This is a genomic window from Bradyrhizobium sp. (assembly GCF_036009065.1).
Taxonomy (GTDB): Bacteria; Pseudomonadota; Alphaproteobacteria; order Rhizobiales; family Xanthobacteraceae; genus Bradyrhizobium.
Window position 1 is genome coordinate 1 of the sequence record NZ_DASYMN010000383.1, and the last position, 13815, is coordinate 13815.

Genomic DNA, 13815 nt, shown 5'->3' on the forward strand with positions numbered 1-13815 from the left:
GACGTGATCTGCACCGTCGCCGGCGGCGGATTGTCGGGGCAGGCGGGCGCCGTGCGTCACGGCATCTCCAAGGCGCTGACCTATTTCGAGCCGGACCTTCGCGGCGTCCTGAAAAAGGGCGGCTTCCTCACCCGCGACTCCCGCGTGGTCGAGCGCAAGAAGTACGGCAAGGCCAAGGCGCGCCGCTCGTTCCAGTTCTCGAAGCGGTAAGCGTTTCGCGCGAGTATCGACAATCAAGAGGCGGTTGCCGGAAACGGCAGCCGCCTTTTTCTTTTGTTGCTGCCAAACCACTGCCTCATCCTGAGAGCTTGTGAATCTATTGATTTTTGCGTTTTCCGACATGAGGCAAATCAAAGACTTAGGACCCGCAGAAACGTCGAAACTCGAATAGATTCACAAACTCTGAGGAGCCGCGCCCTTGCGCGGCGTTTCGAAGGATGGCCACGAGCGCACGTGGCCCATCCTTCGAGGCTCGCCGAAGCACGCGATGCTCTCGCATCGCGAGGCGAGCGCCTCAGGATGACGGCGGTGCGTGCGGCAAGACCGTCATTGCCAGGAGCGAAGCGACGAAGCAATCCACCTCTTGCGTGTGGCTGGCGAGGAGCTCTTGCGAGAAGCAATCCATTCTTCCGCATACGCGTTCACCGCATCATGGATTGCTTCGTGGTGCCTGTCATCGGGCGGCGCTTCTCACCCGTTGCTCGTAACGACGCGGAAGCAGCGGAGCTCCAGGCCAGCGCCGCCGCCCGCCGCCTTTTTCATTGCCGGACTGCCGACGAATTGTCGCTACTTTTCGATAAAAGTTGTGGCGGCGCGCAAACGGATTGCGAACGCGAGAAGCGTAAATTCTGGCATCCCACAACCCCTGAAACTGGCTCCGCGCCGGGAACGCGAGACAAAACAAACTGGTGACACGCCTCATGTCGCTCGATACCTCCACGCTTTATCTGGTTGCCACGCTGGTCGCCGCGCTGCTGGGAGTGATGCTGCTGTTTTTCGGCAGGCAGGAGCGCATCGCGGCCCTTAACTGGTGGGGCGCCGCCTACATTCTCGGCGCCACCTCCGTATCGCTCTGGACATTGGCGAGCACGGCGCTCGGTGAGGTGCCTTCGCTGGCGCTGAACGCCTTCGGCTTCGTTGCCTGCGGCATGGTCTGGAATGCCGCGCGGGTATTTCATGGCCGCAAGCCGAACTGGCCCGGCATTCTGCTGGGCGCGATCGCGTGGGTTGCCGCCATCACGACGATACTGCCGGAAGACACGGCATTACGGATGACGATCGGCGCCGGCATCGTTGCGATCTATGCCGCGCTGACTGCCAACGAGTTGTGGTCGGAACGCCGCAGGAAGCTGCAGAAGCGCTGGCCCGCCGTCGCCGTCCCGGTGCTGCATGGCTTTGTGCTGATGCTGCCCATCCTGCTCGGCGATTTTTTGCGTGTCCAGGACGAAAACTTCTCAACCAGCATCTGGGTCACCGCCTTTGCCATCGAGCTCGTGCTGTACGCGGTGGGCACCGTCTTCATCATCTTTATGCTGGTGTCGGAGCGCACGGTGAGTGTCCACAAGACGGCGGCTTCGATCGATCCCTTGACCGGAATGTTCAACCGCCGCGGCTTTGCCGAGGCGACATCGCGCATGATCGAACGCGAAGCCGCTGCCGGGCGAGCCGTCACGGTGATGATCTTCGATATCGATCACTTCAAGTCGATCAACGACCGGTTTGGCCACCCGGCGGGCGACGAGGTGCTAAAGCTGTTCGCAGCGGTGGTGACCAATACGCTGCGGATGACCGACCTGTCGGGGCGGATCGGCGGCGAGGAATTCGCGGCCTTGCTGCCGTGCTCGATGGATGAGGCGCTGATCGCCGCCGAACGCGTGCGCGAGGCTTTCGCTGCCAGCGGCATCGCCGTCGACGATGCGCCGGTGGAGACCACCGTCAGCATCGGGGTAGCCGGCGGGCCGGCTTTCACCGAACTGGACGTGCTGCTCGCGGCGGCCGACACCGCGCTCTATCAGGCCAAGCGGGCGGGGCGCAACCGCGTCCAGGCGGCGAGCGAGCAGCCGCTGTCGCTGGAAAGCGGGCGGCGCAAGATCGCGGGGCTCTCCGGGCGCGGCCATCTGCCCAGCGTCAGCAGTGCCTTCCGGGCATGACCGCTCAAAGAGCCGCGCTAACCGCGTGTTTACCAGTGGCTCCATAATATCCGCAGCATGGACACGGCCCGCGCCCATGCTGCCCTGGTCTCGCTGGAAACCGCAGCGGCGTCGGCGCGCAGCGATTTTGCCTGCATGTTCTCGAGCTCGGACGAATACGAAACCGCGCTGATCATCGAGCGCCGCGCCCAGGGCCGCTACGATCGGCCGCGAATCAATTGGCCGATGATTGCGTTCATCGGCTGCTGCCTGATGGTCGTCGGCTTCGTTATCGCGTTCAGCTAAACCCCTCGATTTCCTCACTGCCGGGCTTGACCCGGCAATCCATCCGCTTTCAAAAAGATGGATGTCCGGATCGCGTCCGGGCATGACGCAAACCGAAAGGCAGTAGCCCACATGATCACCGAAATCGCCCAGATCGACGTCAAGCCGGGCAGCGAAAAGGATTTTGAGGCCGCGATCGCCAAGGCGGAGCCGATCTTCAGGCGCTGCAAGGGCTGGAAGAACTTTGAGCTGCACCGCGGAATCGAAAAGCCGTCGCGCTACCGGCTGCATATCAAATGGGAGACGCTGGAAAATCACACGGTGGATTTTCGCGGCTCGGAGAATTTCGCCGAATGGCGGGCGCTGGTCGGGCCGCATTTCGCAGCGCCGCCGGAGGTCGAGCATACCGATACGGTGGCGAGTTTTTAAGGGCTCATGCCCGGCACGGGTCCGGCTTAGCCGGCCCGAGTACATGCCATTGTGCCGGGCATCCACGTCTTTCTTCATCGATGCGGGGTAAGACGTGGATGGCCGGGTCAAGCCCGGCCATGACGAACATAACGGTTCATGCCGCGGCAATCTCTGCTTTTCCCTCGCCATCCTCATGCAGGAAATTGATCACGACTTTCACGATCGCCATCAGCGGCAGCGCGAGCGCGAGGCCCCAGATGCCGAACACCACGCCGAGCAGGATCTGGAACGCGAACAGCGTCGCGGGAGGAATTTCCAGCGCATGGCGCTGCAGCATCGGCGTCAGGATGTAGCTTTCCAGCGAGTGAATGCCGAGAAAAAGCACGAACGCGCTCAATGCGGCGATCCATCCCGACGCCAGGCTTGCCAGCACGACGATCAGCCCGCCGATCAGCGCGCCGACGGTCGGAATGAATGTAAGCAGGCCGGCTTGTACGCCCAGGATGAAAGAACTCGGGATGCCGATGAGCGCCAGACCGAGCCAGGTTATCAGGAACACCGCGAACATCGTTATCATCTGCGCGATCAGCCAGCGCTGCAATGTCTCGCCGATGCGATCGACCACGATGGCGGTATTGGGGCGATGCCGCGCCGGCGCCATGTAGATCAGGCCGTTGCGGTAGACGCCGGGCTGCGCGGCAAAGCACAGGCCGAGAAACAGCACGATGAAGAAGTTGCCGACCGCACCGACGGTGCCGAGCACGATTTTCCAGGTCTGGCTGAGGATGGCGCCGCCGCTCGATGCGATGGCGCCGGCGCTGGGCAGATTATGCGGCGCCGCTGCGGGCGCTTCCGAGGCTGGCGAGCCCGCGGGCGCCGCGGCGAGATTGCCGATATCGAGGTAACTGGTATCGACGCCGTACTTTTCGAGGAACGCCTTGACGTTGACGATCTGCGATTTGATGGTGTTGCTCAGTACGGTGGCCTGCTGGGCAATGGTAGCGCCGCCGAGGAAGATCACGCCGGATAGCAGCGCCGCGAGCAGGAGACAGACGACGGCAAGCCGCAGCGAATGCGGGAGTTTTGTAACGCGGCCGAGCAGGTTGCTCATGGCGTAGAGCGCGACACCGAGCAGCACGCCTGCAAAGATCAGAAACAGCGTCGAGGCGAAAAACCAGGCTGCGGCCAACAGCGCTGCGAACAGGACGGTGCCGATGCCGCCGACCGATATCGCCCATGCAAGATCGTTGCGGCAGCGAATACGATCGTCAGCAGGAGGTGCCACCGTGATTCCTTTCAAACCGCCGCTGACGGCACTCTTCCGTTAAATGCCTCCGGGATCAAGCGGCCAGCGGACAGCCGGTTTGACGCTGCGGGCTGAAACGTGCAGGGCGGTGCCTCTCGGGTCCCGGACGCGGTGCGGCATTCTTCTTGCCGCTCCGCAGAGCCAGGACCGTACCAAAGACCGGCGTCCGGGCCACGGGCCGTTGGGTGAGCGACTCGCATGAATTTCAAATGGGCCGGTCCGATCGGGCTGCTGGCGGCGCTGGTGATCGGCGATCAGATCCGCATCAACCGGCCGGGCCACAAATACCGCCTGGCGGTCGAGGTTGAGACGCCCGACGGCGTCAAATCAGCATCCGGCGTGCTGGCGGTGCATCCCGACCGCGGCTACAGCCGGCGCGGATCGACGCTCACCAGGGGCGATGCGGTGTTGGTCGATCTCGGCGGCAAGAAGCTTTTCGCGCTGCTCGCGCACATCGGTGACAACGGGCTTGAACTCGACGGCATGAACTACGTGGCGTTGCGGGCATTCAACGCCGCCGGCCGCAAGACCATGTTCACCGAGATGAACCGCATCAGGGGCACAGCACCGGTGACGGGCGCGCTGATCCCGGTGCTAGCGGCATTCACCGACATCAACGATCCCGCGACCATGCGGGTGGTCGGGCCGGACGATCTGGAGGCAACCTATGGCAAAGGTTTCGGGCTTCGCGGCGTCAGCGTCGAAGCCGTACCCAATGGGATTTGGCCGCTCGATTTCGGTGGCGTGCTGGGTGAGCCGGTGACGCGGGGGGTCGAGGCGAAATTGCCGTGGTGGAGCGGGGCGGATGATCCGGCAGCGGCGGCGCTGACCGCGGCAGGATTGACGTCGAAGCAAGCGATCGACGCCAAAGAGGTTTTCATCCGAAAGTGAAGAATGCGTAGGTGGGCAAAGTCACCGGACGCGAAAGCGTCCGGTGGCGTGCCCACCATCCAAGCCCGCATTCGAAATAAGTGTGGTGGGCACGGCGCAAGAGCGCCTTTGCCCACCCTACGTTTACTTCGCCATCGGGCGCGGCTTCGCTGCTTTCGGAGTCGGCGTTGCATCTTGCCACGCCTCACGCACCAGCGCTTCCAGTTCCTTCTTCGAAAGTTTGGCGATCTGCACGATCAGATTCGCCGTCTTGCCCCACATGAACCGCACGAACACGTCCGGCGCTGCCTCGAACAGGAACTGCTTTCGTTCCTCCGGCAGATGCAGATAGAGCCCGTCCGGCCGCACCACCGCGAAAATACGCTTTGAGGTGCGATAAGCAGGCCGGCCCCAATGATCGATCTCGCTGACCCCGTCCAGCGCAAGCGCCGTCTTGCGGACGTCGGCGGCGGTCGGCATGGCTTACAGCGCGCGCATGCGCGGCAGGTCGGGCGCGGCAGCGGCGATGGCCACGCGGCGGTCGACCACGGCATGGTGAAACTGTTCCATGACGAGGCCAAAGGCCGACAGGTCGCCTTCTTCGATCGCGCCATCATCGTAGCATTCGAGCGTTTCCCGAAGTATGCCGTCCACCTCGTGCTGCATGGCGGCGAGTTCTTCCACCGATTCCGTTTCGCGCACCTTGGGAATCATCGCCAGAAGTTTTTCGCGATGCACCGTGTTTTGCTCCCGCTCGTTCCGCTTCAGGTAGTGGCGCAGCCAGGCGCCGGCCGAGCCGAGCCCAGAGAAAATCAGGATCGCGAACCAGAAATAATCGCTGTATCGCTCGAGGAAGGTGCGTTCGGTGCCGTCGATATAGGCCGCCGCGCCGGGGTGCGCGGGAAGCGCCGCGTCCTTGTCGGTGTCGGGTTTTTCGATTTTTGCCGCGCCGGGCACTTCCTTGGCAAGCTGTTGGCGAACCGTGAACAGCTGCCGGACGAATCCGCCGACCGCGGTTTCGGACAGCGCCTTGCGCGCGACGATCAGGTGATTGACGCTGACCGTATCGATCTTGTCCTCCGGTCTCGCCGGCGACGCGCTGAACGTGCTGCCGGGTATCTCCTCGGCTTCATAAAGCGGATTCTTCTGCGCGATGGCTTCCGAAACATCGACGGGCAGGAATTTTGGCTCGCCCCTGGCCTTGGCCGTCGCGGCGATGGCTTCGATGGTGATCTTGCTGTCCAGCGGGCCTACCGCCATGTAGGCATCGATGGCCGCATCGCGCGACATCTCCGCGAGCTGGTTGGTGCCGAACTGCGTGACCGCAACCTTGTCCGGATCGACGCCGGATTCCTTCAGGATGACTTTAAGCAGCTTGACGTTCGCCTGGGTCCGGCCGATGACGCCGACCCGACGGCCGGCGAGTTCGTCGATGGTTTTGATTTTCGGGGCCGGCGGTTTCTTCGAGCCCTTGGCGGCAAGCCCGGACGGCGCCCACAACACGACAACGTTCTTGCGCAGGATGGCGACGGACTCGGCGTCGGCCGGCATTTCCAGATCGCCGCGGGCGACCGCCAGATCGGTCTTGCCGCCTGCCAGAAGCGCGATGCTTTCGGCCGCGCCTTCGGTCGCGATCGGAGCCAGCCGGACATGGCTCTTGTCGCGGGCAAAGGTCTGCGCCAGCGCCTGGACCAGCTTCTGGTCGTCGCTGTTGGGGGGGCCGACGGCGATCCGCAAGGTGACCGGCCGCAGCGCCCAATACAAAGCGCCCGCCGCCGCGCCAAACAGCAGCAGCCCGCCGGCGAGCACCAGCAACGCGGAGATCCTGTTCTTGCGGCGCCGGAGCGAGACGCGCGTGTCGAGGTCTGTGGAGGCCATCGTCCCGCCACGCTACAGCAAAACCGCGGCCGCGGGTACGGCTCTCTCGGCCAAAGCGCGGTGCTTGGTTAAGGTTCCGCGCCCGGTGCGGCGAAGGACCGCGCCGTCATTGCGAGGAGCTCTTGCGACGAAGCAATCCAGTTCTTTGACGCAAACGGGATTGCTTCGCTCAACGGGCGACGCTTTGCGTCACCCGTTTGGCTCGCGATGACAACTCAACAAATCTAACTCGCCACCCGGCGCTTTTCTCCCGCGAACATGCTGAGGCCCAGCCACGCCTGCATTGAGCGTGCAACCGCCTTGTCGCCGGTCAGCGTGATGGTGCCGGCGTCGATCTCGGCCTTCAATGTGGAAGCGCCCATCCAGACCGCCGTCATGGCGTGCAGCGAGCCGCTCACATAGAGATCGACATCGTAACCCGGATCGACGTTGCAGAGATCGATTTCGCCGCCGTCGCTGACGATCCACCAGGATTTGCGGCCCGCGCTCAGTTCGGGATAGCTGAACTTCACGGTGCAACGGCGATCCGGCAGCAGCGAGGCGACGAGGTTGCGGCGCATGTCCCACATCAAGAGCGAGGGATCGAGGTTCTTCAGCGACAGCGAGGATTCCACCCAGCGCTGACCCCAGGTGCCGAGCGACATGATGACGGAGCGCAAATCCTCGCCGGCTTCGGTGAGCTTGTACTCGGCGACGCCATGCTGGCCGTTGCGGGTCACCGCAATGACGCCGGCCTCGGTAAGTTCTTTCAGCCGCTTCGACAACAACGTCGGCGACATCAGCGGCACCCCGCGCTGGAGATCGTTGAAGCGCGTGGTGCCGCACAGCATTTCGCGCAGGATCAGCGCGGTCCAGCGCGAACAGATGATTTCCGCCGCCATCGCGACCGGGCAGAACTGCCCGTAGCTGCCTTGCTTGGCTTGATCGTTCACGACAGGACTCCCAGGGAGGCACGCATGAAACGGACCGCAGGTAGTACAGAACCTGAGCGTAATTTTACGGGCCGTCACCGCCAGTCGAAAACACCAGCGCTAACAGCGAGCTAGGGCAGGCGGCAGGTTGCCGCAGTACAGTTCGTGGACTGGTTTGCAGCAGGCTTCCCGGTGACACTCGGCGCAGGGTGAGCATTCCGCGGGTGAGCATTGCAGCGAAGGAAAAATATCATGAGCGTGATCGAAGCCATCAACACCGAGTCTGCCGAGCGGCGCACGGTGACCGACATTGCGACTCGGATTCGTATTCGAGCAGGGCGCCATGGAGACGACGGACGAAGACAAGTTCGTCACTGAGAATTTCGCGCTGTTGAAAAGCTCCGGGCTGTTCAAAGCCGGCGTGCCCACAGAACTCGGCGGCGGCGGCGCCGGCATCGATGAACTCGCGTCGATGTTGCGCACGCTCGCCCATCACTGTGGATCGACGGCGCTGGCGTTTTCGATGCATACCCACCAGGTCGCCATCCCGGCCTGGCGATGGACCCATCAAAAAGCCGCCGCCGTCGAGCCGCTGCTGCGGCGGATCGCGACCGAGCGCATCCAGCTGGTCTCCAGCGGCGGCTCGGACTGGCTCAATGGGTCCGGCAAGGCGGAGAAGGTGGACGGCGGCTACTACCGCATCACCGCGCGAAAAGTGTTTTCCTCGGGCGCGCCGACCGGCGATCTGTTGATGACCAGCGCGGTGTATGAGACCGAAAGCGAGCCGGCGATGGTGCTGCATTTCGGCATCCCGATGAATTCGCCGCATGTCAAAGTGCTCGACACCTGGCACACCCTCGGCATGCGCAGCACCGGCTCGCATGACGTCATGATCGACGGTCATATCGTGCCGGAGGCCGCGGTCGCCGCACGGCGCGTCGCCGGGCAGTGGCACCCGTTGTTTCAGATCATCGGGACGATCGGCTTCTCGCTGGTCTATGCCGTCTATCTCGGCGTCGCCGAGAGCGCCCGCGATATCGCCATTGGCCTCGCCAAGCGAAGGCCGGCGAACCATCATGTCGTCGAACTTGCCGGACGCATGGAAACCGAACTGGCCGCGGCCCGGCTCGCCCATCAATCGATGCTGGCGGCGGTTCGCCTCAATACGCCGTCGGCCGAGACCATCAATCAGGTCATGATCGGCCGGCAACTGGTGGCGCGCCATGCGATCGCGGCCGTGGATCTGGCGATGGAGCTCGCCGGCGGCGCGGGCTTCTACCGGTCAGCGGGCCTCGAGCGGAAATTCCGCGACATCCAGGCCGCCCGCTATCATCCGTTGCAGTCGGGGCCGCAGGCGTAATATGCCGGCGCGATGGCGCTCGGACTTCCGGTGGACAAGGTTTTCTGACGTGGGTGTCGTCACCTCTCCCCGCAGGGGAGAGGTGACGCGCATCGCTAGGTGCGCGGCGGGTGAGGGGCCTATCCGCGAGTCCGAGCGCGTGGAGAGACCCCTCACCCGAAGCCTGCGCTACGCTCCGGATTCGACCTCTCCCCCTGCGGGGAGAGGTAAGGAAAGGAGCCCGCTTCGCCGGTGTCGCCACCGGCTCCCCCATAAACGTCGACTTAGGATTAACGGTTCCCTAACCGGAATTCCTAACGGTGCTTCCATTTGTCCGCGGTATCCATGCTCCCGGGAGTTGGGCTATGGAAAAGCACCCGTCAGCGAGGAGCATGCGCGGTCGTCTGGCCGGGGCCGGTGCGGGCCGCTTCATGGCTATTGGGCCGTCGGGGCGGCGAAGCCCGATCCACTGGTTGATCCTCTGCGGCGTGCTTCTGATCGCCGCCATCATTGTCGGCACTGCGATGATGGTCGGCAATTTCCGCGAGCGGGCGCTCGTCAGCAGCGAGCGCGAACTGGAAAATACGGTGCTACTGCTCGCGCGTCATTTCGACCAGCAGCTCGGCGACGCCGAAGTCATTCAGAACAGCCTGGTCGAATATGTCTATACCGCCGGCATAGGCACGCCCGAGGACTATCGGCGGCGGATGTCCGGCGAGGACGTGCATCTGATGCTGCGGGCCAAACTGAGCGCATTGTCCTATCTCGGCGCCGTCAACCTGTTCGATTCAAATGGCAAGCTGATCAACGCATCGGGGGTGTGGCCGGTCCCCGACGTCAGCGTCGCCGACCGGGCGTATTTCAAGATCTTCGCGTCCGGCCCGCAATCGCCGACGGTTTTGATCGAACCGGTTTACGCCCGCGTCACCGGCGCGTGGACCACGATCATCGCCCGCAAAGTGACCGGGACCGATGGCGAGTTTCTTGGCAGCATTTCGCGAGGCGTCGAACCCGCGCATTTCGAAAAGTTCTTCGCCTCGCTGGCCCTCGGCGATGGCGCCGCGATTTCGATGTTCGATCAGAATGGAACGTTGCTGGCGCGCCATCCGCACAACGCGGCGATGATCGGGCGCAGCTTCAAGGGCGGAGCACTTCTCGAACTGGTCCGGCCGCCAAAACCCGATCACGGAACGCTGCGGCTGAAAAGTCCGATCGACGGCGAGGACCGGGTCGGCGCCGTTCGCCGCCTGAGTAAGTTTCCGATCACGGTCGTCGCCACCACTTCGGTGTCCGCGGCGCTTGCCGACTGGTATGAACAGACCCGGTTCCTGATCGGCATCGCCACGCTTTCGGCGCTGGTCGTGACCTTCATCCTGTTTCTGGTGGTGCGGCAAATATCGCGGCAACACCAACACTCGCAACGCCGGCTGGCACTGGAAAAGCAGCGCCTCGACACCGCCGTCAACAACATGACGCAGGGGCTGCTGTTCTTCGATGCATCGCAGCGCCTCGTCATCTGCAACCAGCGCTATGTCGACATGTTCGGCGTGTCGCGCGACGTGATCAAGCCGGGCTGCAGCTTTCATGAACTGCTGAGGCATCGCCAGGAAACCGGGACCTTTACGGATGACGTCGACGAATACGTCGAGGCCATCCTGCGCAAGATGGCGGAGGGAGGGGCCTTCCAACGGATCCTGACCACCGCGCAGGGCCGTTCGATCCAGGTGCTGTACCAGCCGCTGGCGGACGGCGGATGGGTGACCACGCTGGAAGATTTTACGGAGCGTAGGCGCGCCGACGAGCAGATCGCGCATCTGGCGCATTACGATGCGCTGACCGATCTGCCCAACCGCGTGCTGTTTCGCGATCAGCTCGAGCGCGAGCTGAAAAAGATCGGCCGGAGCGGGCAGCTTGCCGTGCTCTACATCGACATCGATGAATTCAAAAGCGTCAACGACTCGCTCGGCCACCCCATCGGCGACGAACTACTGAAGGCGGTCGCGTCGCGTTTGAGCGGGTGTGTGAGAGAGACTGATTTCGTTGCCCGTTTGGGTGGAGACGAATTTGCGATCGTTCAGACCGCCGTCAAAAATCCGGCTGAGGTCATGGACCTCGTGATCCGGATCTATCAGGCGATTCGCATCCCGGTCGAGTGTCATGGTCATCACCTTGTCACCGACGCCAGCATCGGCATTGCGCTGGCTCCCCAGGACGGGACCGACCTCGACCAGTTGCTCAAGAACGCCGATCTCGCAATGTATGGCGCCAAATCCGACGGCCGCCGGACCTATCGCTTCTTCGAACGCGAGATGGATGCGCGCGTGCGGGCACGCCGCACGCTTGAACTGGATTTGCGCCAGGCGATCGTCGAGGGCCAGTTCGAGATCGCGTATCAGCCGGTCGTCGACCTCAAAAGCGGCGCGGTTTCCGGCTGCGAGGCTCTGCTGCGCTGGCGTCATCCCGAGCGCGGCATGATCTCGCCGGCCGAGTTCATCCCGGTTGCGGAGGATATCGGCCTGATCAACCGTCTCGGCGAATGGGTGCTGGAACAGGCCTGCTTCGAGGCCGCCATCTGGCCGGAAAACATCAAGCTGGCGGTCAATGTCTCGCCGGTCCAGTTCAGGACTCACACTTTGGCGCTGCATGTCGCGAGCGCGCTGGCCTCGTCCGGCCTCAAAGCGAACCGGCTGGAGCTTGAGATCACCGAGGCGGTGCTGATTCGCGACGACGAGGCAGCGCTCGCGATCCTGCATCAGCTTCGCGCGGTGGGAGTGCGAATAGCGCTGGACGATTTCGGCACCGGCTACTCCTCGCTGAGCTACCTGCAGCGCTTTCCGTTCGACAAGATCAAGATCGACCGCTGCTTCATCAATGACATCGCCGAGCCGAACGGCTCCTCGCCCATCGTGCAGGCCGTCGTCAACATCGCAAACGCGCGCAACATGACGACGACGGCGGAGGGCGTCGAGACCGAACGGCAAAAGGAATTGCTGCGCACGCTCGGCTGCACGGAAATGCAGGGCTATCTGTTCAGCGCGGCCAAGCCGGCAGCGGAGGTGCGGCGGCTGCTGCTGGGGCGCCATGGCAACATAGGCGCTGTGGCGTAGTGAGGTGGGTAGACTAGCAATCGGCTCTACCAGATAGAGTCCAGAATTCCTTGAATGTGAACCAGGAACGTTCGTGTTTTTTCGATGGCTCGCTCGCGATCAATGTCGTGTTCGTGAATGTTGCGCTTCGAAGCCGCAAAACGCCACCGATTGCCACCAGGTTGCCGCATGTGCCCAATCCTTGCCGCAAGACATCGCTTGTTCGCTCGTCATCCCTGCGATGCGCCTTAAGCGCTTCAACCGATGTTGGTTTTCGTATCGATCGGATTCCGTAATCTTGATGTTACCGCAAGAAAAGTAGCTTCACCTCGCAAAAAAGGCGCATCTTTCGAAGCGCCTTTCTTATTCTCACATCGTGCCGCGCGCGGTCCAAAAAATCGCACCGCAAACCTCACAGCGAGTAATACATCTCGAACTCGATCGGGTGCGGGGTCATCTCAAACCGTTCGACCTCCGTCATCTTCAGTTCGATATAGCTGTCGATGAAATCGTCGTCGAACACGGCGCCGTTCTTCAGGAAGGCGCGGTCCTTGTCGAGGTTCTCCAGCGCCTCGCGAAGCGAACCGCATACCGTCGGGATCGATTTGAGTTCTTCCTTCGGCAGGTCGTAGAGGTCCTTGTCCATCGCGGGGCCCGGATCGAGCTTGTTCTTGATGCCGTCGAGGCCCGCCATCAGCATCGCGGCGAAGCCGAGATAGGGGTTGGCCATCGGGTCGGGGAAACGCACCTCGACGCGCTTGGCCTTCGGATTGGCGGTGTAGGGAATGCGGCAGGAGGCCGAACGGTTGCGCGCGGAGTAGGCGAGCAGCACCGGGGCTTCATAGCCCGGGACCAGGCGCTTGTAGGAATTGGTCGTGGGGTTGGTGAAGGCGTTGATCGCCTTGGCGTGCTTGATGATGCCGGCGATGTAGGACAGGCAGGTCTCCGACAGGTCGGCGTATTTGTTGCCGGCGAATACCGGCTTGCCGTCCCTCCAGATCGACTGGTGGCAATGCATGCCCGAGCCGTTGTCGCCATAGACTGGTTTCGGCATGAAGGTGGCGGTCTTGCCGTAGATGTGCGCGACCTGTTGGATGCAGTATTTGTAGATCTGCATCTGGTCGGCCATCAGCGTCAGCGTGTCGAACTTCATGCCGAGCTCGTGCTGGGCGCTTGCCACTTCATGGTGATGTTTTTCGACCTTGACGCCCATCTTGGCCATCGCGCCGAGCATTTCCGAGCGCATGTCCTGCACCGAATCCTGCGGCGGAACGGGGAAGTAGCCGGCCTTGGTGCGGATGCGGTGGCCGAGGTTGCCGCCCTCATATTCGGTGTCCGAGTTGGTCGGGAATTCCGAGGAATCGAGCTTGAAGCCGGTGTTGTAGGGTAGCGCCGAGTAGCGCACGTCGTCGAATACGAAGAATTCGGCTTCCGGTCCGAAGAAGATCGTGTCGCCGACGCCCATCGATTTGACCATCGCCTCGGCCTTCTTGGCCATGCCGCGCGGGTCGCGGTTGTAGGGCTCGCCGGTGGTCGGCTCCAGCACGTCGCAGGTGATGACCATGGTGGTTTCGGCGAAGAACGGATCGATCGTCGCGGT

12 protein-coding genes are annotated in these 13815 nt (G+C 62.8%); 7 read left to right on the plus strand and 5 right to left on the minus strand.

What is annotated here, in order from left to right:
- From rpsI to VGP39_RS23310, 4 genes are all read left to right on the plus strand, one after another.
- Window positions 1-210, plus strand: a 210-nt coding sequence (gene rpsI, locus VGP39_RS23295; RefSeq protein ID WP_327570452.1) for a 30S ribosomal protein S9, incomplete at its 5' end; no start/stop codon positions are given.
- Window positions 211-920: 710 nt separating this feature from the next.
- The gene (locus tag VGP39_RS23300; protein WP_327570453.1) at window positions 921-2150 is read left to right on the plus strand and encodes a GGDEF domain-containing protein; all 1230 of its coding nucleotides are present in this window, start codon (window positions 921-923) and stop codon (window positions 2148-2150) included.
- A gap of 57 nt (window positions 2151-2207) precedes the next feature.
- On the plus strand, window positions 2208-2435 hold the full coding sequence (locus tag VGP39_RS23305) for a hypothetical protein (protein WP_327570454.1): 228 nt from the start codon (window positions 2208-2210) through the stop codon (window positions 2433-2435).
- A gap of 111 nt (window positions 2436-2546) precedes the next feature.
- The gene (locus tag VGP39_RS23310) at window positions 2547-2843 is read left to right on the plus strand and encodes an antibiotic biosynthesis monooxygenase family protein (protein ID WP_327570455.1); all 297 of its coding nucleotides are present in this window, start codon (window positions 2547-2549) and stop codon (window positions 2841-2843) included.
- A gap of 136 nt (window positions 2844-2979) precedes the next feature.
- Here the strand turns inward: VGP39_RS23310 and VGP39_RS23315 are convergent, their stop codons facing one another.
- Window positions 2980-4110 carry an AI-2E family transporter gene (locus VGP39_RS23315; RefSeq protein WP_327570456.1) on the minus strand — a complete coding sequence of 377 codons (1131 nt, stop codon included), beginning with the start codon at window positions 4108-4110 and terminating at the stop codon, window positions 2980-2982.
- 219 nt (window positions 4111-4329) lie between these two features.
- On the opposite strand from VGP39_RS23315, the gene VGP39_RS23320 reads away from it, so the two are divergent.
- Complete coding sequence (locus tag VGP39_RS23320; RefSeq protein WP_327570457.1) at window positions 4330-5022, plus strand: hypothetical protein; 693 nt, start codon at window positions 4330-4332, stop codon at window positions 5020-5022.
- Window positions 5023-5145: 123 nt separating this feature from the next.
- Here VGP39_RS23320 and VGP39_RS23325 read toward each other — a convergent pair whose 3' ends face one another.
- From VGP39_RS23325 to VGP39_RS23335, 3 genes are all read right to left on the minus strand, one after another.
- Window positions 5146-5481 (minus strand): MmcQ/YjbR family DNA-binding protein, encoded by a 336-nt coding sequence (locus VGP39_RS23325; protein ID WP_327570458.1) that lies wholly within the window; start codon window positions 5479-5481, stop codon window positions 5146-5148.
- A gap of 3 nt (window positions 5482-5484) precedes the next feature.
- A complete protein-coding gene (locus VGP39_RS23330) occupies window positions 5485-6879 on the minus strand; it encodes a TAXI family TRAP transporter solute-binding subunit (RefSeq protein WP_327570459.1) in 1395 nt (464 codons plus the stop codon).
- A gap of 224 nt (window positions 6880-7103) precedes the next feature.
- The gene (locus VGP39_RS23335; RefSeq protein ID WP_327570461.1) at window positions 7104-7760 is read right to left on the minus strand and encodes a helix-turn-helix domain-containing protein; all 657 of its coding nucleotides are present in this window, start codon (window positions 7758-7760) and stop codon (window positions 7104-7106) included.
- Window positions 7761-8133: 373 nt separating this feature from the next.
- On the opposite strand from VGP39_RS23335, the gene VGP39_RS23340 reads away from it, so the two are divergent.
- Both VGP39_RS23340 and VGP39_RS23345 read left to right on the plus strand, forming a co-directional pair.
- Window positions 8134-9150, plus strand: a complete 1017-nt coding sequence (locus VGP39_RS23340; RefSeq protein ID WP_327570462.1) for an acyl-CoA dehydrogenase family protein — start codon at window positions 8134-8136, stop codon at window positions 9148-9150.
- A gap of 371 nt (window positions 9151-9521) precedes the next feature.
- The gene (locus tag VGP39_RS23345; protein WP_414644779.1) at window positions 9522-12236 is read left to right on the plus strand and encodes a bifunctional diguanylate cyclase/phosphodiesterase; all 2715 of its coding nucleotides are present in this window, start codon (window positions 9522-9524) and stop codon (window positions 12234-12236) included.
- 391 nt (window positions 12237-12627) lie between these two features.
- Here the strand turns inward: VGP39_RS23345 and glnA are convergent.
- On the minus strand, window positions 12628-13815 hold a 1188-nt coding region (gene glnA / locus VGP39_RS23350), incomplete at its 5' end, for a type I glutamate--ammonia ligase (RefSeq protein WP_327570460.1).

Excerpts from the sequence above, each read along its gene's own strand:
- VGP39_RS23310 (WP_327570455.1), top strand. The coding sequence starts at position 2,547 with ATGATCACCGAAATCGCCCAGATCGACGTCAAGCCGGGCAGCGAAAAG.
- VGP39_RS23300 (WP_327570453.1), top strand. The coding sequence starts at position 921 with ATGTCGCTCGATACCTCCACGCTTTATCTGGTTGCCACGCTGGTCGCC.
- VGP39_RS23345 (WP_414644779.1), top strand. The coding sequence starts at position 9,522 with ATGCGCGGTCGTCTGGCCGGGGCCGGTGCGGGCCGCTTCATGGCTATT.
- VGP39_RS23325 (WP_327570458.1), bottom strand. The coding sequence starts at position 5,481 with ATGCCGACCGCCGCCGACGTCCGCAAGACGGCGCTTGCGCTGGACGGG.
- VGP39_RS23340 (WP_327570462.1), top strand. The coding sequence starts at position 8,134 with ATGGAGACGACGGACGAAGACAAGTTCGTCACTGAGAATTTCGCGCTG.
- VGP39_RS23330 (WP_327570459.1), bottom strand. The coding sequence starts at position 6,879 with ATGGCCTCCACAGACCTCGACACGCGCGTCTCGCTCCGGCGCCGCAAG.
- VGP39_RS23305 (WP_327570454.1), top strand. The coding sequence starts at position 2,208 with ATGGACACGGCCCGCGCCCATGCTGCCCTGGTCTCGCTGGAAACCGCA.
- VGP39_RS23335 (WP_327570461.1), bottom strand. The coding sequence starts at position 7,760 with ATGGCGGCGGAAATCATCTGTTCGCGCTGGACCGCGCTGATCCTGCGC.
- VGP39_RS23320 (WP_327570457.1), top strand. The coding sequence starts at position 4,330 with ATGAATTTCAAATGGGCCGGTCCGATCGGGCTGCTGGCGGCGCTGGTG.